The sequence below is a fragment of the Streptomyces sp. AJS327 genome (assembly GCF_013450295.1).
Classification (GTDB): Bacteria; Actinomycetota; Actinomycetes; order Streptomycetales; family Streptomycetaceae; genus Streptomyces.
Window position 1 is genome coordinate 465001 of the sequence record NZ_SKBR01000004.1, and the last position, 22218, is coordinate 487218.

The following is a 22218-nucleotide window of genomic DNA, read 5'->3' on the forward strand; positions in this document are numbered from 1 at the left end:
AGGGAATGGTGAAAAGTACCGCGGGAGCGGAGTGAAAGAGTACCTGAAACCGTGTGCCTACAAGCCGTGGGAGCGTCGCTGCTGGTGTTTTTGCACTGGTGGTCGTGACTGCGTGCCTTTTGAAGAATGAGCCTGCGAGTTTGCGGCATGTTGCGAGGTTAACCCGTGTGGGGGAGCCGTAGCGAAAGCGAGTCCGATAAGGGCGTTGAGTAGTGTGTCCTAGACCCGAAGCGGAGTGATCTAGCCATGGGCAGGGTGAAGCGCGGGTAAGACCGTGTGGAGGCCCGAACCCACCAGGGTTGAAAACCTGGGGGATGACCTGTGGTTAGGGGTGAAAGGCCAATCAAACTTCGTGATAGCTGGTTCTCCCCGAAATGCATTTAGGTGCAGCGTCGTGTGTTTCTTGCCGGAGGTAGAGCACTGGGTAGGCGATGGGCCTTACCGGGTTACTGACCTTAGCCAAACTCCGAATGCCGGTAAGTGAGAGCGCGGCAGTGAGACTGTGGGGGATAAGCTCCATGGTCGAGAGGGAAACAGCCCAGAGCATCGACTAAGGCCCCTAAGCGTGTGCTAAGTGGGAAAGGATGTGGAGTCGCAGGGACAACCAGGAGGTTGGCTTAGAAGCAGCCATCCTTGAAAGAGTGCGTAATAGCTCACTGGTCAAGTGATTCTGCGCCGATAATGTAGCGGGGCTCAAGTACACCGCCGAAGTCGTGTCACTCACATGTGTGCCTTAACGGGTGTGTGGGTGGGTAGGGGAGCGTCGTGTGCCGGGTGAAGCGGTCGTGTGAGCGAGCCGTGGATGGTATGCGAGTGAGAATGCAGGCATGAGTAGCGATACATGCGTGAGAAACGTGTGCGCCGATTGACTAAGGGTTCCTGGGTCAAGCTGATCTGCCCAGGGTAAGTCGGGACCTAAGGCGAGGCCGACAGGCGTAGTCGATGGAGAACCGGTTGATATTCCGGTACCCGCTATGCACCGTCAAGCATTGAATCAGGTGATGCTAAGTCCGTGAAGTCTTCTTGTTCTCTTCGGAGGCTTGAGGGTGGATCCGACGGTCCAAGTCTGTAGTAGGTGAGTGATGGGGTGACGCAGTGAGGTAGTCCAGCCCGGGCGGTGGTTGTCCCGGGGTAAGGGTGTAGCCCGGTGTGCAGGGAAATCCGTGCACCGTTATAGGGGTGAGACCTGATGCCGAGCCGATTGTGGTGAAGTGGATGATCCTGTGCTGTCGAGAAAAGCCTCTAGCGAGGTGTGTGGCGGCCCGTACCCGAAACCGACTCAGGTGGTCTGGTAGAGAATACCGAGGCGTTCGGGTGAACTATGGTTAAGGAACTCGGCAAAATGCCCCCGTAACTTCGGGAGAAGGGGGGCCATGTTTGGTGATCACCTTTTCGGTGTGAGCTGGGTGTGGCCGCAGAGACCAGCGAGAAGCGACTGTTTATTAAAAACACAGGTCCGTGCGAAGCCGTAAGGCGATGTATACGGACTGACGCCTGCCCGGTGCTGGAACGTTAAGGGGACCGGTGAGCTGCTCTTTTGGGGGTGGCGGGGCTGGGAACTTAAGCGCCAGTAAACGGCGGTGGTAACTATAACCATCCTAAGGTAGCGAAATTCCTTGTCGGGTAAGTTCCGACCTGCACGAATGGCGTAACGACTTCTCGGCTGTCTCAACCATAGGCCCGGTGAAATTGCACTACGAGTAAAGATGCTCGTTTCGCGCAGCAGGACGGAAAGACCCCGGGACCTTTACTATAGCTTGATATTGGTGTTCGGTTCGGCTTGTGTAGGATAGGTGGGAGACTGTGATATTGACGCGCCAGCGTTGGTGGAGTCGTTGTTGAAATACCACTCTGGTCGTGCTGGATGCCTGAACCTGGGTCCGTGATCCGGATCAGGGACAGTGTCTGGTGGGTAGTTTAACTGGGGCGGTTGCCTCCTAAAGGGTAACGGAGGCGCCCAAAGGTTCCCTCAGCCTGGTTGGTCATCAGGTGGTGAGTGTAAGTGCACAAGGGAGCTTGACTGTGAGACTGACGGGTCGAGCAGGGACGAAAGTCGGGACTAGTGATCCGGCGGTGGCTTGTGGAAGCGCCGTCGCTCAACGGATAAAAGGTACCCCGGGGATAACAGGCTGATCTTCCCCAAGAGTCCGTATCGACGGGATGGTTTGGCACCTCGATGTCGGCTCGTCGCATCCTGGGGCTGGAGTCGGTCCCAAGGGTTGGGCTGTTCGCCCATTAAAGCGGTACGCGAGCTGGGTTTAGAACGTCGTGAGACAGTTCGGTCCCTATCCGCTGCGCGCGGAGGAGTCTTGAGAAGGGCTGTCCCTAGTACGAGAGGACCGGGACGGACGAACCTCTGGTGTGCCAGTTGTTCTGCCAAGGGCATGGCTGGTTGGCTACGTTCGGGAGGGATAACCGCTGAAAGCATCTAAGCGGGAAGCCTGCTTCGAGATGAGGACTCCCACCCCCTTTGTGGGGTTAAGGCTCCCTGGAGATGACGGGGTTGATAGGCCGGATATGGAAGCCTAGTAATGGGTGGAGTTGACCGGTACTAATAGGCCGAGGGCTTGTCCGTAGGTGCTCGCGTTCACTGTGTGGTTTCTGAGACAACGACTATTCTTCTTTGTTTATTTTTGAAGAGTGTGTTGCGTGTTTTCCATGCCGATGTGGCTCATGCCCTTGTTTGTGGGGGGTGGGTTGTTGGTGTGGGTGTGTTTCGGTGGTTATAGCGGTGGGGGAACGCCCGGTTACATTCCGAACCCGGAAGCTAAGCCTGCCAGCGCCGATGGTACTGCGAGGGGGACCTCGTGGGAGAGTAGGTCACCGCCGAACTTTGTGTGGTTGAGGCCCTGGAGGCCGGTGTGAGAGCACTGGTTCCAGGGCCTCTTCGCGTTTGTGGCGCCGTTGTTTTTTGTTTTGGAGGGTAGTGGTTTTCATGGGGGTGTCCCCGTGAGGGCCGCTGCCCTTTTTCGCGTTGGGTACTTGTCGTTCTGGGTGGGGCCGGGGAGGTGTTGGGGCCGGGGAGGGGAGGGGCCTTTGTGGACGGGTTTTCCGGTTCGGTATGCGGTTGCTGGTGGGGTTGCGGGGTTTGTCTGGCTGGCTACTGCTGGGGGGAGGTGAGGGGGAGTTCGAGAATGGTGGTGAGGGGCGGATCGATGTGTCCGCCGGGGGACTGTGTGACGCTCTGACGGCCCTGCTCGTCCACGCTCTGCGCGAGGGCGTTGAGGAAGGGCAGCAGCGCGGGGTCGTTTCCGACGACGTACAGCGTCCCGGTTTCGTTGATGAACGAGTCCAGGGCGATGCGATCGGCTCGGGTGGCTGTGCAGGCGTCTCGTACGTGGAGTTGTTCGAGTGGGGTGAGGGCGCGGCGGATCAGGGCGGTGGCGTCCTGGCGGAGGCGTGGGTGGCCGGTGAGGGTGGCCTCCAGCTCTCCTGCGGTGCCCGACGCCGCTCGGGGGTGGGTGCGGAGGATCCGGACCGCGTCAGAGGCGCTGGACTTGCCGGTGGTTCGGGCCCAGGCGTTGCCGGGGCGGACGCCGGAGGCGCCGGGGGAGAGGGAGAGCAGCCAGCGCTGGAGTTCCCGGATCGGCCGGTCGTCGAGAGCCGCGGCGTGGAGCCAGCAGCGGAGGAGGGTTTCCGCGGCCGAGTGGGTGGTGGCGTCTATGGGCCGGGGGGAGCGGAGGGGTTCGAGCAGGGCGGCGGCTCGTCCCGCGGCGACGGTGCGGTCAGCGCAGCCGTGGAGGGGCGACCAGCGGAGGCGTTCGGAGGCGTCGCAGCTGTGGCCTGGGTCGTAGAGGTGGATGGGGCCCAACGTGGCGCGGGTGTCCTTGGTTTCGGCCCAGACGCGGGGGTCGTCGGTGGCGATGAGGGCGGCGCCGGGGGCTTCGCGTAGTCGTTGCGTGGCCGAGGGGAGGGCGGAGGGTGGTGTGGCTGCGGCCGCGACTGTGGATGTGAGTGTGGGTGGTGTGGGTTCGGGGGCCTGCTCGGTGGGGGCCTGTGGGGCCGGTTCCTTGACGAGCGGTGGGGGTGCGGGGGCGGTCCGCTCGGGCTCGGCCGGGGACGGCGCGGGCTCGGCGGGCGGAGCCGCCGTGGTGGCGGCGTTCTGCTTCTCGGCTCGGCGCGCGGCCCGTACGGCGCGGGCCCGGGCGAGGGTGCCGAGGGTGAAGATCGTCAGCACGATGAGGACGAGGAGCTGGCTGATGAAGATGCCCCAGAAGAGTCCCCAGCCGGAGAGCGCCTCGGGCGGGGTGTCCGGCCAGGCCGCGGCCAGGTCGTGGGGTTCGCTCATCAGGGCGCGAATGGCCAGGGGACTGCTGGTGAAGGTGACGTCGGGTGGCCAGGCGCCCTTGCTGAGGAGGCCGGAGAGGCCGGTGGCCGTCCAGGTGAAGAGGGTCAGGCCGAAGAGCAGGCCGAGAGCGCCGACGAGCAGACCGTCCGGGATTCCGTTGCCGCCCTGTCGGTTGGGGCCGGCGGGGGGCTGGGGGGAGCGCTTGTCAGCGGTCATCGTTCTCTCGCCGGTGGGTTCGGGCTGTGGGGTGGGCGGGGCGGCCGGAGGGTGGAGCCGGGGGTCCCGGCTCCACCGGTGAGCCGTCCCGTGCGGACGGGCTCAGGCGACCGTGGAGTTGGAGGACGGGGAGCCGTGGGCGCGTTCGACCGCGAGGGCGCGGGCCTCGGACTCCGCCTCCAGGTCGACTTCGAGCGCGGCCTGGAGGGCGGCCTCGTCGGCGGCCATAGCGGACTCCGTCATGGCGCGGTCGGTGAAGACGAGGGGGCGTTCGGCCTCGGTGACGAGGTGCTTGACGACCTGGACGTTGCCGTTGACGTCCCACACCGCGATGCCCGGGGAGAGCGTGGGGATGATCTCGACGGCCCAGCGGGGCAGGCCGAGGACGCGGCCGGTGGCTCGCGCCTCGTCGGCCTTCTGGGCGTAGATGGTGCGGGTGGAGGCCATCTTCAGGATCGCGGCGGCCTCGCGTGCGGCGGCTCCGTCCACCACGTCGGAGAGGTGGTGGACGACGGCGACGAAGGAGAGGCCGAGTCGGCGCCCGAACTTGAGGAGACGCTGGAAGAGCTGGGCGACGAAGGGGCTGTTGATGATGTGCCATGCCTCTTCGACGAGGAAGATGCGTTTCTTGCGGTCCGGGCGGATCCAGGTGTGTTCCAGCCAGACGCCGACGATGGCCATCAGGATGGGCATCGCGATCGAGTTGCGGTCGATGTGGGAGAGGTCGAAGACGGTGAGGGGCGCGTCGAGGTCGATGCCGACCGTGGTGGGGCCGTCGAACATGCCGCGCAGGTCGCCGTCGACGAGACGGTCGAGGACCAGCGCGACGTCCAGTCCCCACTCCCGTACGTCGTCCAGCCGGACATTCATCGCCTCCGCCGACTCCGGCTTGGGGTGGCGGAGTTGGTCGACGATGTCGGTGAGTATCGGCTGGCGGTCCGCGATGGTCGCGTTGACGTAGGCGTGTGCCACCTTGAGGGCGAAGCCGGAGCGCTCGTCCAGGCCGTGGCCCAGCGCCACCTCGATGATGGTGCGCAGCAGGGCGAGTTGGCCGGTGGTGGTGATGGCCGGGTCGAGCGGGTTGAGGCGGATGCCCTGGTCCAGCGCGGCGGTCGGGTCGAGCCGGATGGGGGTGACGCCGAGTTCCTCGGCGATCAGGTTCCACTCGCCCACGCCGTCCTCGCCCTGGGCGTCCAGCACGACGACCTGGCGGTCGCGGAACCGGAGTTGGCGCAGGACGTAGGTCTTCTCCAGCGCTGACTTGCCGTTGCCGGACTCGCCGAGCACCAGCCAGTGAGGGGCGGGGAGTTGCTGGCCGTAGAGCTGGAAGGGGTCGTAGATGTAGCCCTTCCCGCTGTAGACCTCGCGGCCGATGATGACCCCGGAGTCTCCCAGCCCGGGGGCCGCGGTGGGCAGGTAGACCGCCTGGGCCTGGCCCGTCGAGGTGCGTACCGGAAGCCGCGTCGTCTCGGTCTTGCCGAAGAGGAAGCTGGTGAAGGCGTCGGTGATGGCTGTCAGTGGATCGAGCCCGGCCACAGCGGTTCCTCCCTCTGGTGTGCGGCGCGCTACCAGCGTATGCGGCGTGGGGTGCGGCGAGCGCACCGAACCGTCGGAATCCCGTTCCTTTCCCCGGAGTTGGGCCTTCGCGGGCCGGGGGACGGAGGTGGGAGCCGTGCCGCTTCGCGGTCTGGGGACCACTGTGGGGCAGTGCGGCGCGGGCGGCCATGGGACAAAAGGTGGCGTAGCCACGCGTCTGTGTGGGTCAGTCCGCGCCCGGGTGTCCGGAGTGGCGCCCGGGCCGTGCGGTGGTGGCGCGGCGGGTGTGGGGTCAGCGGATGCCGGTCGCGAAGGGCAGGGTGTTCACGAAGGCACGGTGGTGTTCTCGGTCGCACCACTCCAGTTTGAGGTAACTCTTGCCCGCCGAGGCGCGGATGGTGCGCTTGTCGCGGGCGAGGGCCTCCGGGTTGCGGGAGGAGACGGTGATGTAGCCGACCAGGTTGACGCCGGCGGCTCCGGAGGCGAGGTCCTCGCCGCGCTGGTCGATCCGGCCGTGCGCGGCGACGTCCCGGGGGTCGACGGTGCGGTTCATCTTGGCCGAACGGCTGGCCTCCGCCTCGTCGTTGGTCTTCTCGCTGAGCATGCGCTCGATGGCCAGCTCGGTCGGTTCGAGGTCCATCGTGACGGCAACGGTGCGGATCACGTCCGGGGTGTGGACGAGGAGGGGGGCGAGGAAGTTGACGCCGACGGGGGTCATCGGCCACTCCTTGACCCAGGCCGTCGAGTGGCACCAGGGCTCGCGGGTGGCGGACTCGCGGGTCTTGGCCTGGAGGTAGGTCGACTCGCGGGCGTCGAGCTCGGCGGGCCAGGCGTTCCGCTTGGACATGGCCTGGATGTGGTCGATGGGGTGGTCCGGGTCGTACATCGAGTGCACGAGGGAGGCGAGTCGCGCCTGGCCGAGGGGCTGCCGCACCCGGATGTCGGCTTCCGCCAACCGGGCGCAGATGTCGGTGAGTTCGCGGGCCATGACGATGGCGAGGCCCTCGTCCTTGGAGAGCCTGCGGCCTGCGGAGTCCCGGGCCGCCTTGGCCAGCGTGGCGCCCTCGCTGGCGAGTTCACGGCCGTACCGCATGCAGGCGACGAGGTAGGCGCGGTGCTGCTCGCTGGAGGTGGAGACCATGGACTGGAGTTGGTCGTAGGAGCGCCGCAGCCAGGGGTCGGCCCGTTCGTCCCCGCGCTGTTCGACGTCCTTGGCGTGCGCGTCCGGGTCGGCGGGGAGGGTGCGGGCGAGCATCTGGAGCCGGGAGACGTAGCCGTCGCCGTTGGCGACGTGCTTGAGCAGCGTGCCGTACCGGTCGACGAGGGCCTCCTGGTCCTCGCTGTCGCGCAGGCCGACACCGGGGCCCTCGATCTCTATCGCGGCGGTGACGGTGCGGCGGTCGGCGTGCAGCAGCACGGCGATCTCGTCCGGCCCGAAGGGGGCGGAGAGCCAGGTGGTGCGGCCGACGCCCGGCGGCGGGCCGATCTCCACCTCGCGGCCGTCGAGCCGGGTACCCGCTTCCCTGGCGTCGGAACGGTAGGTGGTGCCGCGCCGGAGGAGCCTCTTGTACGAGCGGTTGATCTCGTACCAGCGGTAGAACGTGCGCTGTTTGTAGGGGACGTAGACGGCGGCGAGCGCCAGCATCGGGAAGCCGACCAGCGCGGGGATGCGCAGCGAGAGGGTCGGGATCAGCAGGCCGCTCATCATGCCGACGAAGGCTCCGGCGATGATCAGCCCGATCTCACCGGTCTCCCGGTTCTTGCCGACGATCGCGTTCGGCCGGGGGCGGCCGATGAGGTAGGTGCGGCGCTGCGGTACGGCCTGCGGCGCGTCGGCGGTGTGTGCCGGTGTCGTCATGACCGTCAACTCCTCCTGGTGCGGCGTGATGTGACTGAGGGTGGGCCCCGCCCGGACTGGACGCGGACGCAGACCAGGACCCCGTCAGGATACGGTCCGCCGGGGCGCGGCGCCGGAGTGCTGGACGTACCCGGGGCGTGCGGGGTATCGCCCCGGGGGCGCGTGCGAAGGGCCTCGGCGGGGCCCGCCGCCCGGGGGCGTCCCGGGCGGCTTCGGGCGTCAGCGGCCGGTGTTCGTCCCGTCGCCGCGTGGCGTACCGGTGCGGGACGGGGGGGTGGGCGCCCGGGGCGCCGGGGGCTGGCGGGTCTCGCCGCCACGGGAGCTGTGGGCCGCCACCCCGCCGCTGACCGGGTTCGCCGGTTTGCTGTTCGTGTTCGAGGCACCGCCGCCCCCGCCGCCTCCGCCGCCGCGGGCACTGTGCGTGTTGATGCCCTGCCGGACGAGCGCCGCCGGGGAGGAGACGATCGCCGCGGCCGAGCGGGACGCCGGATCCCGGCTGGCGTTGCGCTGGTTGACGATGTCGTCACCGAAGCCGGGCACGAACCGGTAGATCATCGCGCTCGCGAAGATCGCCAGGATGATGATGGCCAGTCCGGAGACGATGGCGGAGAACGCGTTCGGCCCGTCCGAGGAGGAGAGCGCTCCGGCCAGCCCGAGGACGATCACGATGACCGGTTTGACCAGGATCACCGCGATCATGATGCCCGCCCAGCGCCGGACGTGACTCCACAGGTTCTTGTCCACCAGGCCGGCGTAGACGGCCGTGCCGAGCAGCGCCCCGACGTAGAGCAGCGCCGCGCGGATGACCAGTTCGAGGTAGAGGACTCCGGCCGCCAGTACCGAGATCAGCGACACCACGATCAGCATGATCGGGCCGCCGCCGATGTCCTCGCCCTTCTTCAGCGCCTCGGAGAAGGTGCCGAAGAACTGGTCGGTCTTGTCCGAGGTGCCCGAGGCCACCACGTCGGTCACCGCGTCCGTCGCGGAGACCACGGTGTACAGGATCAGCGGGGTGAACGCCGAGGCGATGACCGTCAGCCAGAGGAAACCGATCGCCTCGGTCATCGCCTCGGTGAACGGGACGCCGCGGATCGCCCGCTTGGCCACCGCCAGCAGCCACAGCGTCAGCGTGAGAATCGACGAGGCGGCGAAGACGACCGCGTACTGGCGGAGGAACTCGGCGTTCGTGAAGTCCACGGTGGTGGTGGAGTTGACGAGTTCCGAGAGCTTGTCGACGGTCCACGAGGCCGCCTCGGCGCAGCCCTTGGCGAGCGACGACAGCGGGTCGAGGGTCGAGAGCGGCTCGTCGGCGGGGTTCCCCCCGCCTCCGCCACCGCCACCGTCTCCACCGGAGCCCCCGCCGTCGTCCTCCTTCTCGCAGTAGTCCTTGGCGGGGCCGACGATGAGGTCGCAGTCGTCCTCCGGGGCCGCGTGCGCGGAGGGGGCGAAGACGGCTCCGACGGCACCCACGGCGGTGAGCGGCGCGAGTGTCGCGAGGGCGCGGCTCCTGAGGTCAGCGCGCATAGGTGAACCCTCCGAACTTCCGGACGGCTTCGGCGATCTGGTCGGCGGTGGAGGCCCTGTTGTCTCCGTTCACCGGCGCGGGTCCCTGCTTCTGCGTGAACCCGTGCACCTTCCATTCTCCGTCTGCCCAGCGCAGATCGAGTTTCATGGTGAACCAATCGCTCGTCACGGGATTGGTGGTGTCCTCACCGGCCATGCCGAACACGCCCGTGCACCAGACGTCGACCTTGGCCGAGCGGTTCTCGTAGGTGACCACCGTGGTGCCGACCGGGGCGGTGCGCGAGACGTAGGTCGCGCCCTTGGCGGCGGCTTTGCCGTCCTCGTCCAGCCCCATTCCGTCGAGGAACGTGGTGGAGTACGCCTTGTCCATCTTGGTGCGCATCTCGTCGACCCGGCTGGGGACGAACACCTGACTGACGATCCGCTGCCGCTCCTCCGGCTGGACGATCTTGTCTGACACCAGCGCGACGGCGAAGTTGGCGGCGGCGCTCTGGGCGCCCTGCTCGGTGCGGGGGAAGCCGGAGGCGATGCCGTTCGCGCTGTCCTCGACGGGCTTCTCCCCGCTCGGGGCGGTGGGTTGGGCGTCGCCCTTGTCGTCGCCGCCCGCCTCGGTGTCACCGCCGTCGCCCTTGTTGGCGAAGGCGATGGCGGCGATCAGCAGGACGACGACGCCGATGACGGTGATGAGGTTCCTGCCGGGGCGGGCGGGCGGTCTGCCGCCGCCCTCGTCTCCGGGAAGGTGGGTACGGGTGGTGAGGCCGCGCTCTCCGGGGCCGCGTCCGGGGCCCGTCTCGCCCAGGCGACCGTGCTCGCCGTACTCGTCTCCACCGATGCTCATGCCGGGAGCGCTCCCTCGCCACGTCTACTGTACAAACACGACGGTAGCCGGACGAGGGGCGCTACGGAGCCGGTACGGCAAGGGAGTTGACGCCGTATCCGCGCGCGGGGCCCCGGTGCGCTCGGCGGGGAGGGGCCGTCCGGGCGGCCGGGGGTGGCCGGTGGGCGGTGTCGGGCCGCCGGTGTCGGCTCCGCCGCCGGGCCGTCAGGAGCCCTTGCGGGCCCACTGGGTGGCCTTGACCAGGTAGGTGCGGAGGTTGTGGTTGTCGGGGTGCTTGTCGGCGCGCTCGATCCAGAGCAGCACCACGCGTTTCCTCGCCGTCTCCACGCAGAGCCCCATGTCCTTGGTCAGGGTCTTGCCGCGCTGGATCTGCTTGATGGAGACGGGGTTGGGGATGTTGGCGGAGCGGGCGGTGGTGCGGCACTCGCCGGGGGTGACGTCCCGCCGGTCGACCTCGCCCATGATCCCCTTGCCGTCCAGCAGTTTGAAGCCGCTGCCGGGGGCGGAGCCCCCCTTCCCGCAGTTCATGTACTCCAGTGACTGTGAGTCGGCGATGTGGTTGCCGTGGTTGCTCTCCGTCGTCACCTTGAGGGTCTCCAGGTCGACGAAGGTGGAGGGGGCGCTGGCGCAACTGGCGAAGGCGTCGCCCTCCTTGGTGGGGGCGCTGATGACCAGGGGCTCGTCGTCCGCGGTGAGCCGCCAGCCGTCCTCCTCCTTGGGCCGGTCGACGGGGTCGCTGGCCCCTGGCGGGTTGTCCTGGAACTGGGTGGCGGCGAACCACATGCCGCCTCCGGCCAGCACGGCGGCCAGCGCCGCGGAGACCGCGATCAGGACGCGCCCGCGTCCGCGTCCGCCCTGTCCGGACGCGTCGCGCCGCCCGCCGCCGGTCCCGCCCGGGCCCGACGGGGCGGCGGTGTCGGACGGGTTCGTGAGCCGTCGCGTGGGCGTCCCCGGCGCGGTGAGGTGCGCGGTGGGTGTCGAGCCGCCGGTACCGGTGGGCCAGGTGGCCGAACCGCCGGGCGTGCCCGGGGTGTTGGGCGTGCCGTCGGTCGGGGTGGCCGTCGGTGGCGGGGTGCCGGGCGGGGGTGTGCCGAGGGGCGCGGTCGAGGTGGGCGCCTGGTGCGGGTCGGACGGTGGGGTCGCGCCGAAGCCGTGGTGGGGCCCCGGTACTCCGGGCGGCGGGGGCTGGGTTCCGGGCGGGCTCGCGGGGTGGGCGGTGGCCGAGGTGGGGGTGGGGTCCTGGGCCTCGGGCCCGGCCGGGCCCGAGGCGCTGTCGCCGCCCGTCACGCCGGTGCGGCGTACGTCCTCGGCGACCGGGCTGGGCAGCCACCAGCCGTCGGTCCGCTCCAGGGACACCCCCTCTCCGCTGGCGTGGCAGAGGCGGATGACCTCGGCGGGGGTGGGCCGGGCGGCCGCCTCCTTGGCCAGGCAGCGGCTGATCAGCTCGTGCAGCTGGGGTGGGCAGCCGGAGAGGTCGGGCTCCTCCGAGACGATCCGGTAGAGCAGCGCGTATCCGGCGCCCTCGCCGAAGGGGTGGCCCTCGGTGGCCGCGAAGTACGCGATCAGGCCGAGCGCGAAGACGTCCACCGCGGGACCGGCCTCGGTGTGTCGGGTGACCTGTTCCGGCGCCATGTAGGCGGGGGTGCCCAGCCGGACGTCGGTGCCGGTGAGGGCGGTCGCGTCGGTGGCGTGGGCGATGCCGAAGTCGATGACGCGGGGCCCGTCGGCGGCCAGCAGGATGTTGGTGGGCTTGAGGTCGCGGTGGACGACGTCGGCCCGGTGGATGGACTGGAGCGCCTCGGCCGTGCCCGCGACGAGCGAGAGCACCGTGCCCGTCGGCAGCGCGCCGTGGGTGCGCACCGCGTGCGCGAGGGACGGGCCGGGGACGTAGGCGCTGGCGAGCCAGGGCTGGGCGCCCTCGGTGTCGCTGTCCAGCACCGGCGTGGTGTAGGCGCCCTGCACACGGCGGGCCGCGTTGACCTCGCGGGTGAACCTGCGTCGGAACTCGACGTCCTCGGCGTACTCGCGGCGGATGACCTTGAGGGCCACGGGCTGACCGCCGGGGGTGTAGGAGAGGTAGACCACGCCCATGCCTCCGGCACCGAGCCGCCCGCGCAGGGTGTACCCCGCTATCTCGCGTGGATCCTCAGCTGCCAACGCCTGCACGCCGCTCCCCTTTTCTCTCCCGCGTTCCGACCGGCTTCGGTGAGCTTCCGGTCGCTGTCCCGGCCATGTCAGCGGGTCATCCGGTCGAAGTAGCGTACGGGGCGTCCACCGGGGCCCTGGACGCAGGGATGCCGTGTCCACAAGGGGAGTTCCGGACACGTGCCGGTTCCGCGCGGGCCAGCGTCCCGGGCGGGCCCGGGGGCGCCGATCTCGGGGGGCGGGCCCTGGCGGTCCCCGGAGGGTCAGTGGCGGTCCGTGCCCCGGAGGGTCGGCTCCGCCGGTGTCCCGGAGGGCCGGTGGTCGCGGTCCTTTCTCCGCCGGAGCCAGTGCGCGTCGCCGAACAGGATGTACAGCAGCATCAACAGGGCGATGACGAAGATGACGAGCGTGGGCCCCGTCATGGTGCAGTCCCCTCGCGCGCACTCCGGTGAGGCGCGAACACGGTGAGTCGGTTGGTTCGCTCGGTCGCGGAGCGCCGGTGTGCCCGGTTCCGCGGGGGCAGCCGCGAGCCCGTTCGTCCGTACGGCGGTCGCTGGGGACGTCCGGGGGACGTGGGGGGCTCGGCGACGCGAGGGGCCCACGGTAGCGGTGCCGCGGCCCCGGGGGGCGCTTATTGATCATTCGGGAGCCCGGAGTGGCCGGGGCGGGAGCGGGGTCCGCGGGGGGTGCGGGGGCGTCCGACGGGGCGATGGGGCGCGCCGTTCGGGGCCGGGAGGGGGCGTCGTCCCCGGGGTGGCCGGAGCGCGCGCCGACAATCGCGGAGGACGGCGGGCGGCTGAACATGGCTGAGATCCACCCGGCGTCTTCGGCCACGGCGCTGGTGGCGAGCCGCTGGCCCGGGACGGTGGGCGCGTACGGAACGGTTGTCCACAGCGTGTGGATGGTCGGGCGCGCGGGCGGGGCTCGGCCGGTGCCGCGCGGAGAGCCCGTGGTGGGGCCGGTGGGGGCTGATGAGGGGGCTGGCTCACCCGTGTGCCCGGCACCGCTCGTCCTCCGCGCCGGGAGGCCGTGAAATCGGATCATGAGCGGGAGCAGCACCGGAGACAGTCGGGTACCGGTTGACGCGTCGCGGTTCGCGGCCTGGTACCGCCCGATGCGGGGTCGGCGGCCACGGGAGGCGCACCGCGCCGCGACCCCGCTGGAGCTCTTCTTCGATCTGTGTTTCGTGGTGGCGATCGCGCAGGCGGGGTCGCGGCTGGAGCACGCGATCGGCACGACGCACTTCCAGAGCGGCATCGTCGGATTCCTGCTGATCTTCTTCGCGATCTGGTGGGCGTGGATGAACTTCACCTGGTTCGCCTCCGCCTACGACACGGACGACGTGCCCTACCGCGTCGCGACCCTGGTGCAGATCAGCGGCGTGCTCATCCTCGCCTCCGGGGTTCCGCACGCGCTGACCGAACTCGACTTCACCGTACCGATCCTGGGGTACGCGGTGATGCGCACGGCGCTGATCTCGCAGTGGCTGCGGGCCGCGGTGCAGGAGACGACGAGCGGGAGACGGCGGACCTGTCTGCGGTACGCGCTGGGCATCGCGGTCGCTGAAGTCTGCTGGATCTCCTGGCTGTTCGTGCCGGAGGGCTGGCGGCTGGGCTGCTTCGTGATGTTCGCCTGTGTGGAGCTGGCGGTGCCGCTCTTCGCCGAGTGGTACCACCGCACCCCCTGGCACCCGGGACACATCGGTGAGCGGTACGGGCTGTTCACCATCATCGTGCTCGGGGAGAGCGTCACGGCGGCGACGCTGGGCATCCAGTCGGTGGTCGACTGGCAGGGCGGCGGTGGGCTGGGTGACCTGACCGGAGTGGTGATCGGCGGGCTGCTGATCGTCTTCGCCATGTGGTGGCAGTACTTCTCCGTCCCCGCACACGAGTTGGTGACCAGGCGATCGCGGCGGCTCAGCCACTCCCTGCTGTGGGGCTACGGGCACCTGTTCCTCTTCGCCGCGGTGGCCGCGGTCGGCCCAGGTCTCGTCGTGGCGGCCCACCAGGTGCTGGGGGAGAACGAGTTGGGCCCGAGGGCGGCCGGGGCGGCGGTCACCATCCCGGTGGCGCTGTACGTACTGTCCGTCGAGTTCCTCCAGTTGCGGTCGTACCAGCGGCCCGGGCTGCTGCGCTGGATCTTCCCCGCGTGCGCGGTGGCCGTGCTGGCGGCCACCTTCGCCCCCGATCCGGTGGTGGTCACCGGGGTGTTGCTGTCCGTCTCGGTGGCCGCGGCGGTGGCCGTGACCGGACTGACGCCGGTGCCGGGCCAGTTGGAGGGCGCCGAGGCGCGGGAGCCGGAGGCGCTGGTCGAGTGAGGTGGCCAACCGCCGTCCGGTTCACGGCTGGTGGGTCCGGTCCGTGTTCCGCTGCCCGTGCGGTCCGACCCCTGCCGGTGCCCTGCCCGCCCGGGGAGGCGGGCAGGGCGACGCGGAGTCGAACCGCTCGGTGTGCCGGGGCCGGACGGCGTGTTCAGCGCTTGCGGACCAGCGTGACCCCGTCCCGTACCGGCAGCATCACGGACTCCACGCGCTCGTCGGCGACGATCAGGTCGTTGGTCCGGCGGATGGCGGTCACCGACTCGTCCCGCGCCTCCGGGTCCACCACGTCACCCCGGCGCAGCACGTTGTCGAGGACCAGCAGGCCGCCGGGGCGCACGCGGGGCACCAGCTCCTCGTAGTAGTCCGGGTAGCCGGTCTTGTCCGCGTCGATGAAGGCGAAGTCGATGGCCGGGTCCCCGGGGAGCGCGCGGAGGGTGTCGACGGCGGGCGCGATCCGTAGGTCGATCCGGTCACTGACGCCCGCGCGATCCCAGTAGCGGCGGGCGATCGTTGTCCACTCCTCGGAGACGTCGCAGGCCAGCAACCGGCCGCCGGTGGGCAGCGCGCGGGCCACGCACAGCGAGGAGTACCCGGTGAAGACGCCGACCTCCACCGCGTACCGGGCGCCGGTCAACCGGACGAGCATGGCGAGCAGTTCGCCCTCGTCGTGGGAGATCTGCATCTCGGTGCCGGGCACTTCGCGCTGGGTCTCGGCGGCGAGTTCGCGCAGCAGGTCGTCGGGCTGGGTGCAGTGGGCCAGCAGGTACTCGTCGAGGTCCGGGTTGACGATGTCCATGGGTGCTCCGGTACGGATGGGCGCCGGGCTCGCGGGTCCGGCGCGGTGCGGATGCGGATGAACCGGCCCGCCCCCGGGGCCGTTCCTCCGGTGCGGGGTGGGCCGGGCCGGGCGCGGCGGTGCGCGTACGGTGCAGCGTGCCACGGCGGACCGTCCGGGGGTGGCCGCCGGGCGAGAGTGGCGCGGGGCGGACCGGGTGGCCCGGGTGACGGCCGGGGCGACCGGCTACCGCCGTGCCCGCCGGATGGTGGCACAGGCGGTGGCCGCGCCGCGAGGGACGCCCAGGCCCGCCAGGGCCGGAACTCGCCCCTGGCGGCGAGGTGTTCCCCCGCTAGGCGGCGCGGACGGCCTCCCACGGCCCGTCTGACGCGGCCGGGCACGACCTGACGCGGCTCGGCACGGGCGGCCCGCCGGCTAGGGCGCGGGCCCCGCCGCCCCGCCAGCGCCGCGAGGGCTCGACTGCCCTGCGTGCGGCGGGAGTTCGTGACCCGGCGGAGCCCGGACGCACCGGCCGTGGGTGGGTCCGGCGGGTCCGGCGCGGGTGGGTAGGGTCCGCTGTGGACGGCGCGTGACCCGGTGAGCGAGCGGGGGAGAGCTGATGACGGCGGACGGGGTGCCCATCGTCCTCGTGCACGGGACGCGGTTCAGCGCGGGCCAGTGGAGCATGCAACTGGCGGCGCTCGACGGTGAGTTCCCGGTGACCGCGATCGACCTGCCCGGCCACGGGGAGCGTTCGGCCGAGCCCTGGAGCCTGCGGGCCGCGACGGACGTGATCGCGGACGCGGTGGACGCCCTCGGGCACGGACCGGCCCTGGTCGTCGGCCACTCGCTCGGTGGCTACGTCACGCTGGAGTTCGCGCGCCGCCGTCCGGAACGTACCCGTGGGCTGGTGCTGGCGGGTGCGAGCTTCGCCACTCGGGGGGCCCGGGTGGCGCCGTACCGGTGGATCGCCGGGCTGGTGCCCCGGGTTCCGGCGGACCGGCTGACGCGCTGGAACGACCGCCTGCTGCGGCGCCTCTATCCGCGGGAGGTGGTGGAGGCGACGATCCGGGCCGGGTACGCCTTCCACACCCTGCCCGCGGCCTGGGGAGAGGTGCTGGGACGCTTCGACGCGGAGTCGATGCGCGCGGTGCGGGCGCCCGTGCTGATCCTGAACGGCGAGAAGGACACCGTGTTCCGGTCGGACGAGGTGCGGTTCGCCCGGGCGCATCCGGAGGCTCGCGTCGAACTGATCCCGCGCGCCCGGCACCTCATGAACTTCGACGATCCGGCTGCCTTCAGCGACGCCGTCCGCCGCTTCGCCCGGCAGCTCCGCGCCGTCAACCCAGCGAATTCCAGCGGGAACTGAGGGGGCGACCGGGCGCGGCCCCGCCGGGCGCGCGGCATGTGTCCGCCAACCAGCGGTGCTTGGCCGGGAGTTGGTGTGGAGACAGCTAGACGGCCATGCCGTAGACGATGGTGAAGAGGGTACCGAGGGAGCCGATGATGAACACGCCGGTCAGCCCGGCGACGATCAGCCCCTTACCCTGCTCCGCGCTGAAAGTGTCGCGCATCGCGGTGACGCCGATCCGCTGCTTCGCCGCGCCCCAGATCGCGATGCCGAGGCAGATGAGGATGGCGACGGCCATCACGACCTCGATCATCACGCGGGCTTCGCGTCCGAGCGAGCCGAACGGGCCCCAGTCCGGGGCGATGCCGCCGATGATGGTGGTGATGTCGCCCTTTTCGGCACCGAGGAACATCCTGAACTCACCGCCCTGGGTCGAGTGTTGTCTCTCCCGGATTGTGCCACGGAATGGTGGTCCACGGCGCGGCTCCGGGCGGTGTGCGCCTCCTCCGCGCCGTCCCCGCGCCTGTCCGCGCCGTGGCCCCCTGTGGCCCGTGGCGCGGGCCGCTCGGCGTGGGCCGGAGGTGGCCGTGGTGAACGGGTCGGGAACGGTGGCGAAGAGGGCGAAGAGTGACGGAAAGCGATGCGGAAGGGGCGGAGACTGGCCGAAAGCGGAGGTGAACCCGTGCGGGATCGGGCAGAGTTGAGGGGTGCGGACGAAGAAGCTGTGGCTGCTGGGCGTGGGCGGAGTGCTCGGCCTCATCTCCCTGTTCGTCTCGCTGCTCGTCGTCGGCACCTACGTGGCCGCCGCCCATCTGATGGGCGGGGCGGCCGGGGTGGGCGGCGGCCGGTCCGCGGGCCTCGCGAAGGGCGCCGTGCCGTCGAAGTACCAGGCGCTGGTGCAGAAGTGGGGCAACCTCTGCCCGGAGATCAGCCCGGCGCTGCTGGCCGCGCAGCTGTACCAGGAGAGCGGCTGGAAACCGGACGCGCAGAGCCACGCCGAGGCGCAGGGCATAGCGCAGTTCATCCCGGGCACCTGGGCCGCCCACGGCGTCGACGGCGACGGGGACGGCGACCGCGACGTCTGGGACCCCAAGGACGCGATCCCCTCCGCCGCCAGCTACGACTGCAAGCTGGCGAAGTACGTGAAGGACGCGCCGGGCGACCGCACGGAGAACATGCTCGCCGCCTACAACGCCGGGGCCTACGCGGTGATCAAGCACGGTGGGATACCGCCGTACCGCGAGACCCAGAACTACGTCTCCACCATCCGGAAGATGGAGAAGTCCTTCGCGTCCTCCAAGAGCCGGGTCGAGCCGTCCAAGCAGGCGGCGGGCGCGATCTACTACGCCCAGAAGAAGCTGGGCACCCCCTACCTCTGGGGCGGCAACGGCACCCCGGAGCAGGGCGGCAGGTTCGACTGCTCGGGGCTGACGAAGGCGGCGTACAAGAGCGTGGGCATCGAACTGCCCCGGGTCGCCAACGATCAGTGGAACTCCGGCCCGCACCCGAAGCGGGACGAACTACTCCCAGGTGATTTGGTATTTTTCGGTACGGATTTGAACGATTCGCGCTCCATCGACCATGTCGGAATCTACGTGGGCGGTGGCCATATGATCGACGCGCCGTACACCGGGGCGAAGATCCGCTTCGATCCGATCGACACCCCGAACTACTTCGGGGCCACGCGGCCCACCGCCGACGGTGACTGACCGCGCGGGGGACCCGGGGTCACCGCCCCGGCCGGGAGGAACGTCCGTGCCGGTGGCGCGGGGTCTCCCTTCGGTAACGGCAGAGTGATCGTTCGGGTAAGGCCGGAACGTACCGCGGGTCGAGGCGCGTTCTCCAGTTCGGGGCGGGATGTCCCAATGCGACCACAACGGGGTCGACAGCGCGCACGTCGCGATGAAGCACCGCAGAGTGAAGGGGCCGCACCACCATGGCTGTATGGGACAACCCGGATGTCGACCTGCTCTACGACATCAACGGGCTCGCCGAGTCCGCGCCGACCTGGGCGGACCACACCATGGAGTACGTCGGTGAGTACGGCACGCTGCTGGCCCTGGCGTTCCTCGGACTCTGGTACTGGTGGCGGGTGAGCCGCCGTGGGGAGACCCGCGAGGAGGGCGTCGCCGGATTCGCGGGGTTGGTCTGGGCCCCCCTGGCCGCCGTGGTGGCGGTGGCGGTGAACTACCCGATCCGGGAACTCGTCGAGCGACCCCGGCCCTTCCTCGACCACAAGGGGCTGGAGGTCCTGGTGGAGGGGAAGACCGACTACTCCTTCGTCAGCGACCACGCCACCCTGGCGATGGCGATCGCGGTCGGTCTCTTCATGGTCAACCGGCGTATGGGGCTGGTCGGTATCGTCCTCGCGGTGTTCGCCGGCTTCTGCCGCGTCTACATGGGCGTGCACTACCCGACGGACGTGATCGGTGGCCTGGCGCTCGGAACGGCCGTCGCCCTGCTGCTCGCGCCCGTCGCGCTCTGGCTCCTCACCCCGCTCGCCCGCGCCCTCGCGAACTCCTCGAAGCTGGGCCCGCTCGTCTGGGTCGGCCCCCGGGACCTTCCCGGACCGGGACGGCGCGGCTCCTCCGCCTCGCCCCGCGAGGGCGAGCGCAACCGGGACCTCGCCGCCTGACCCACCGCGCCGGAACTCCCGCGCCCCCAACGCCCGTTCGCCCCCGGTCCGCGCTCCGCGGCCGGGGGCTCGCCGTCGGCTAGGGGTGGCCCGCGGCGTCCGTGCGCGCGCGGTCCCGGGCCCGCCGGGCCGGACCGCGCCAGCCACAGCCGCACTCCGCGAAGGCGAACGGCCCCTTCTCCCGCACCCGGGTGGGGTGGGGACGCGGCGGGAGCGCCGCGTCGTGGCTCCCGGCCGGGGTGCAGATCCCGCCGTCTCCCTCGCGGCCCGCGCCGCTCGGGGCGGGGGGCGGGCGTTCGGGCGGCGGGCCTTCGGGGGCGGGTTCGCGCACATGACCACGCTACCCGCCCCGTTACGGGCGGCCCCGGGGCCTCGTTGGTTCGGGATAGCCGGGCCGTTCCCGGGGTGTCCCCGGACGGTCCGCGAGTTCTGGCCCCGCCGGAGTGACGGGCTCCCGGGGCCGGACATCTCGTCCAGCGAGCGCGGGGAGGGCTCGACCGGCTCGGCTGGCAGAGCCCCGTGGACGCCAGGGTGCCACGGGCGGTGAGCAGGCGAACGAAGGTCAGCGGCGATGGTGGCGGTGCGGCGACTCGGCGGGCGGCGGCCACGGGCGACCTCGGCCGGGGCGGCGCTCGGCGCCGTGGTCTGCGCGGTCGCGCTCAACGCCTGCTCCGACAGCGACGCGGCGAGCGGGCCCGACGGCCGCGGTGCCTCCCCCGGGCAGCCGGGACCCGCCGGAGCGGCCCCGTCGCGCACCGCGGTGCGGGACGCCGCGGACACCCTCACCCGCGCCGGCACCTCGCGGACCCGGACGGCGGTCCGGACGGTCAGCGGCGGCACCCGCGTCACCGTCGACGGGAAGGGCGCCTTCGACTTCCGGAAGCGCACCGGCCGCCTCACCCTCCGCCTGCCGGTGGGAACCTCCGGGGCGCGGCCCGGCGAGCGCCGGGTGGTGCGGGAACTGGTGACGCCCGGCGCGCTGTACCTCAAGAACCGAGGCGGCGGCGTCCCGCCGGACAAGTGGGTGCGGGTGCGGACCGCCGAACTACGTGACGGCAACCTCGTCACCGGCGGGGCCACCGACCCGGTGAGCGCCTCCGAACTGCTGCGTGGCGCACGGCAGGTGCGGTTCCAGAGCGCGCGGCGGCTGAGCGGCGAGCGGGTCTGGGGCTACTCGGGGGTGGTCGACCTGGAGCGCGCGGCGGCGACCGCCTATCCCGCCTGGCGCGCCCAACTGGCCTCGGCGGCCAAGGGGTTCTCGGAGCGCTCGGTCCCGTTTGACGCGTACCTGGATGGGCAGGGGCGCCTCCGGAAGGTCCAGTACCGATTCCGGGTCGCGGGGATGGCGGGTGGCGTCACCTCGACCACGGTCCTGTTCGGCTTCGGTGAGCCGGTGAACGTGACCATGCCACCGGAGGGCGAGATCCACCTGGGCAGGATCGCCCAGCCGTAGCACCGGCGAGGCGGTCCGCTGACTCGTCCGGAGCCCACGGAGGGGCCGGGAAGGGGTTCCTGGACGGGCCGGAAATGGTTCGGAAGTGCCATGCGCGGAGGGTGTGGCCGTCCCTACTCTGGGGTGGGGACGCCAGGAGCCGCGCGGCATGGCGATGTCTCGATGTGAGCACGAGGAGGGTGGTGCGTGTGCCTTCGAGGAAGGGGTCGCTGGTCCAGGACCACGTGGCCCTCGCCGAGATAGAGCTGTGCGGAGAGTTGATGATCGCGGCGTCCGCGGCCGAGGCGGCCGGGGAGGAACGGCTGAGCGTGGCCCGTATCGACGAGGTGCTGCGCCGGGCCACGGCTGATCCGGACGATCCCGCCCTGCCGCTGAGCTGACCCTCCGCCGTGTCCGGAGACCGGCGGCCTCCCGGAACCGGGCCGTCCGCTGTGCTGGCCGTACGGTTGGTCCGAGGGCGCGCCGACCGGTCTCACCGCTCCGGCTGTTCCGGCTGTGTCCCGGGCTGATCCGGGCTGATCCGGGCCCGCCAGGCGGTCGCCCGCGTCCTCGACATCGTTCCCATACGGGCGATCGGTACCGGTCCCGTGCGGGTGGTGCCGGGGAGAACCGGGTGCCGGGGGCAGGGTCGGGAGAAGCCGGGGGCGGGGTACGGGGCCCGGGTACCGGCGCCCGGTCGGCGGAACGCCTCCCGGGCCGCCTCCGTCCGCCCCGGGGCTTCCTCGATCGCGGTCAGGCGCGAGCACGGTTCGCCGGGGACCGTGGTCAGGCGCGATCGCGATCGGCGTCGCCGGGCGGGGGCCGGTGGTGACCGGGGCGGGGCCGGGGAGGTGGGCCGCGGACCCTCAGGTGCGGAGCATCCGGGAGATCGCCGCCGTCGCCTCGGCGACGCGGGCGTCGATCTCGCTCTCGCCCTCCGTCGTGGCGTGCGCCACACAGTGCCGCAGGTGCTGTTCGAGCAGTTGGAGGGCGAAGGACTGGAGGGCCTTGGTGGAGGCCGAGACCTGCGTGAGGATGTCGATGCAGTAGACGTCCTCGTCGACCATGCGCTGGAGGCCCCGGATCTGCCCCTCGATCCGGCGGAGCCGCTTGAGGTAGGCGTCCTTGTCCTGGGTGTAGCCGTGCTGGCCGGTGCTGGCGTGCGCCGAGCAGCACCCTTCCGGCGGAGCGTCGGCGGGGGCGCTGGTCTCAGCCGTCGTCATGGGTCCTCCCAAATCGGGCAAAGAAGGGGTGATCTATACCCCTCATGGGTATATGGTACCGGATCGGCTGGAGGGCC

The 22218-nt window shown here is 70.6% G+C and carries 17 protein-coding genes and 2 rRNA genes (1 of these 19 only partly in view); 8 read left to right on the forward strand and 11 right to left on the reverse strand.

Annotated elements, in window-relative coordinates:
- Both E0L36_RS23830 and rrf read left to right on the forward strand, forming a co-directional pair.
- Positions 1-2575: ribosomal RNA gene (locus E0L36_RS23830) — 23S ribosomal RNA — on the forward strand; it begins 552 nt to the left of the window's first position.
- A gap of 140 nt (positions 2576-2715) precedes the next feature.
- A 5S ribosomal RNA gene (gene rrf, locus E0L36_RS23835) occupies positions 2716-2832 on the forward strand.
- A 268-nt stretch (positions 2833-3100) separates the two neighbouring features.
- Here rrf and E0L36_RS23840 read toward each other — a convergent pair.
- From E0L36_RS23840 to E0L36_RS27190, 7 genes are all read right to left on the reverse strand, one after another.
- Positions 3101-4504 (reverse strand): hypothetical protein, encoded by a 1404-nt coding sequence (locus E0L36_RS23840; protein ID WP_180931325.1) that lies wholly within the window; start codon positions 4502-4504, stop codon positions 3101-3103.
- 102 nt (positions 4505-4606) lie between these two features.
- Positions 4607-6040 carry an ATP-binding protein gene (locus E0L36_RS23845; RefSeq protein ID WP_180931326.1) on the reverse strand — a complete coding sequence of 478 codons (1434 nt, stop codon included), beginning with the start codon at positions 6038-6040 and terminating at the stop codon, positions 4607-4609.
- A gap of 292 nt (positions 6041-6332) precedes the next feature.
- Positions 6333-7898 (reverse strand): SCO6880 family protein, encoded by a 1566-nt coding sequence (locus E0L36_RS23850; RefSeq protein WP_180931327.1) that lies wholly within the window; start codon positions 7896-7898, stop codon positions 6333-6335.
- A 219-nt stretch (positions 7899-8117) separates the two neighbouring features.
- On the reverse strand, positions 8118-9422 hold the full coding sequence (locus E0L36_RS23855; RefSeq protein WP_219637007.1) for a hypothetical protein: 1305 nt from the start codon (positions 9420-9422) through the stop codon (positions 8118-8120).
- Positions 9412-10260 carry a hypothetical protein gene (locus tag E0L36_RS23860; protein ID WP_180931328.1) on the reverse strand — a complete coding sequence of 283 codons (849 nt, stop codon included), beginning with the start codon at positions 10258-10260 and terminating at the stop codon, positions 9412-9414. The genes E0L36_RS23855 and E0L36_RS23860 overlap by 11 nt, the downstream gene beginning before the upstream one ends.
- 204 nt (positions 10261-10464) lie before the next feature.
- A complete protein-coding gene (locus E0L36_RS28030; protein ID WP_258016535.1) occupies positions 10465-12417 on the reverse strand; it encodes a serine/threonine-protein kinase in 1953 nt (650 codons plus the stop codon).
- Between the two features lie 251 nt (positions 12418-12668).
- Positions 12669-12827: a hypothetical protein gene (locus tag E0L36_RS27190; RefSeq protein WP_219637008.1), complete on the reverse strand. Its 159-nt coding sequence runs from the start codon at positions 12825-12827 to the stop codon at positions 12669-12671.
- A 620-nt stretch (positions 12828-13447) separates the two neighbouring features.
- Here E0L36_RS27190 and E0L36_RS23870 point away from each other — a divergent pair.
- A complete protein-coding gene (locus tag E0L36_RS23870) occupies positions 13448-14722 on the forward strand; it encodes a low temperature requirement protein A (protein WP_258016536.1) in 1275 nt (424 codons plus the stop codon).
- Between the two features lie 154 nt (positions 14723-14876).
- On the opposite strand, the gene E0L36_RS23875 is transcribed toward E0L36_RS23870, so the two are convergent.
- Positions 14877-15521 carry an O-methyltransferase gene (locus tag E0L36_RS23875; RefSeq protein ID WP_180931330.1) on the reverse strand — a complete coding sequence of 215 codons (645 nt, stop codon included), beginning with the start codon at positions 15519-15521 and terminating at the stop codon, positions 14877-14879.
- A gap of 598 nt (positions 15522-16119) precedes the next feature.
- Between E0L36_RS23875 and E0L36_RS23880 the strand changes: the two genes are divergently transcribed.
- Positions 16120-16869 (forward strand): alpha/beta fold hydrolase, encoded by a 750-nt coding sequence (locus E0L36_RS23880; RefSeq protein ID WP_180931331.1) that lies wholly within the window; start codon positions 16120-16122, stop codon positions 16867-16869.
- 85 nt (positions 16870-16954) lie between these two features.
- Here the strand turns inward: E0L36_RS23880 and E0L36_RS23885 are convergent, their stop codons facing one another.
- Positions 16955-17263: a hypothetical protein gene (locus E0L36_RS23885; RefSeq protein ID WP_180931332.1), complete on the reverse strand. Its 309-nt coding sequence runs from the start codon at positions 17261-17263 to the stop codon at positions 16955-16957.
- A 295-nt stretch (positions 17264-17558) separates the two neighbouring features.
- On the opposite strand from E0L36_RS23885, the gene E0L36_RS23890 reads away from it, so the two are divergent.
- Complete coding sequence (locus E0L36_RS23890) at positions 17559-18560, forward strand: bifunctional lytic transglycosylase/C40 family peptidase (RefSeq protein WP_180931333.1); 1002 nt, start codon at positions 17559-17561, stop codon at positions 18558-18560.
- Positions 18561-18787: 227 nt separating this feature from the next.
- Positions 18788-19486 carry a phosphatase PAP2 family protein gene (locus E0L36_RS23895; protein WP_180931334.1) on the forward strand — a complete coding sequence of 233 codons (699 nt, stop codon included), beginning with the start codon at positions 18788-18790 and terminating at the stop codon, positions 19484-19486.
- Positions 19487-19565: 79 nt separating this feature from the next.
- Here E0L36_RS23895 and E0L36_RS23900 read toward each other — a convergent pair whose 3' ends face one another.
- A complete protein-coding gene (locus E0L36_RS23900) occupies positions 19566-19817 on the reverse strand; it encodes a hypothetical protein (protein WP_180931731.1) in 252 nt (83 codons plus the stop codon).
- A gap of 240 nt (positions 19818-20057) precedes the next feature.
- Between E0L36_RS23900 and E0L36_RS23905 the strand changes: the two genes are divergently transcribed.
- Both E0L36_RS23905 and E0L36_RS23910 read left to right on the forward strand, forming a co-directional pair.
- Positions 20058-20939, forward strand: coding sequence for a hypothetical protein (locus E0L36_RS23905; protein WP_180931335.1), 882 nt, complete (start codon positions 20058-20060; stop codon positions 20937-20939).
- Between the two features lie 188 nt (positions 20940-21127).
- Positions 21128-21319 (forward strand): hypothetical protein, encoded by a 192-nt coding sequence (locus tag E0L36_RS23910; RefSeq protein ID WP_219637114.1) that lies wholly within the window; start codon positions 21128-21130, stop codon positions 21317-21319.
- Between the two features lie 465 nt (positions 21320-21784).
- On the opposite strand, the gene E0L36_RS23915 is transcribed toward E0L36_RS23910, so the two are convergent.
- Entirely contained in the window at positions 21785-22141 is a 357-nt protein-coding gene (locus tag E0L36_RS23915) for a metal-sensitive transcriptional regulator (protein ID WP_180931337.1), read from the reverse strand.
- Positions 22142-22218 lie beyond the last annotated feature (77 nt).

Coding starts and splice junctions, on each gene's coding strand:
- E0L36_RS23840 (WP_180931325.1), bottom strand. CDS start 4,504: ATGACCGCTGACAAGCGCTCCCCCCAGCCCCCCGCCGGCCCCAACCGA.
- E0L36_RS23850 (WP_180931327.1), bottom strand. CDS start 7,898: ATGACGACACCGGCACACACCGCCGACGCGCCGCAGGCCGTACCGCAG.
- E0L36_RS23855 (WP_219637007.1), bottom strand. CDS start 9,422: ATGCGCGCTGACCTCAGGAGCCGCGCCCTCGCGACACTCGCGCCGCTC.
- E0L36_RS23860 (WP_180931328.1), bottom strand. CDS start 10,260: ATGAGCATCGGTGGAGACGAGTACGGCGAGCACGGTCGCCTGGGCGAG.
- E0L36_RS27190 (WP_219637008.1), bottom strand. CDS start 12,827: ATGACGGGGCCCACGCTCGTCATCTTCGTCATCGCCCTGTTGATGCTG.
- E0L36_RS23870 (WP_258016536.1), top strand. CDS start 13,448: ATGAGCGGGAGCAGCACCGGAGACAGTCGGGTACCGGTTGACGCGTCG.
- E0L36_RS23875 (WP_180931330.1), bottom strand. CDS start 15,521: ATGGACATCGTCAACCCGGACCTCGACGAGTACCTGCTGGCCCACTGC.
- E0L36_RS23880 (WP_180931331.1), top strand. CDS start 16,120: ATGACGGCGGACGGGGTGCCCATCGTCCTCGTGCACGGGACGCGGTTC.
- E0L36_RS23885 (WP_180931332.1), bottom strand. CDS start 17,263: ATGTTCCTCGGTGCCGAAAAGGGCGACATCACCACCATCATCGGCGGC.
- E0L36_RS23895 (WP_180931334.1), top strand. CDS start 18,788: ATGGCTGTATGGGACAACCCGGATGTCGACCTGCTCTACGACATCAAC.
- E0L36_RS23905 (WP_180931335.1), top strand. CDS start 20,058: ATGGTGGCGGTGCGGCGACTCGGCGGGCGGCGGCCACGGGCGACCTCG.
- E0L36_RS23915 (WP_180931337.1), bottom strand. CDS start 22,141: ATGACGACGGCTGAGACCAGCGCCCCCGCCGACGCTCCGCCGGAAGGG.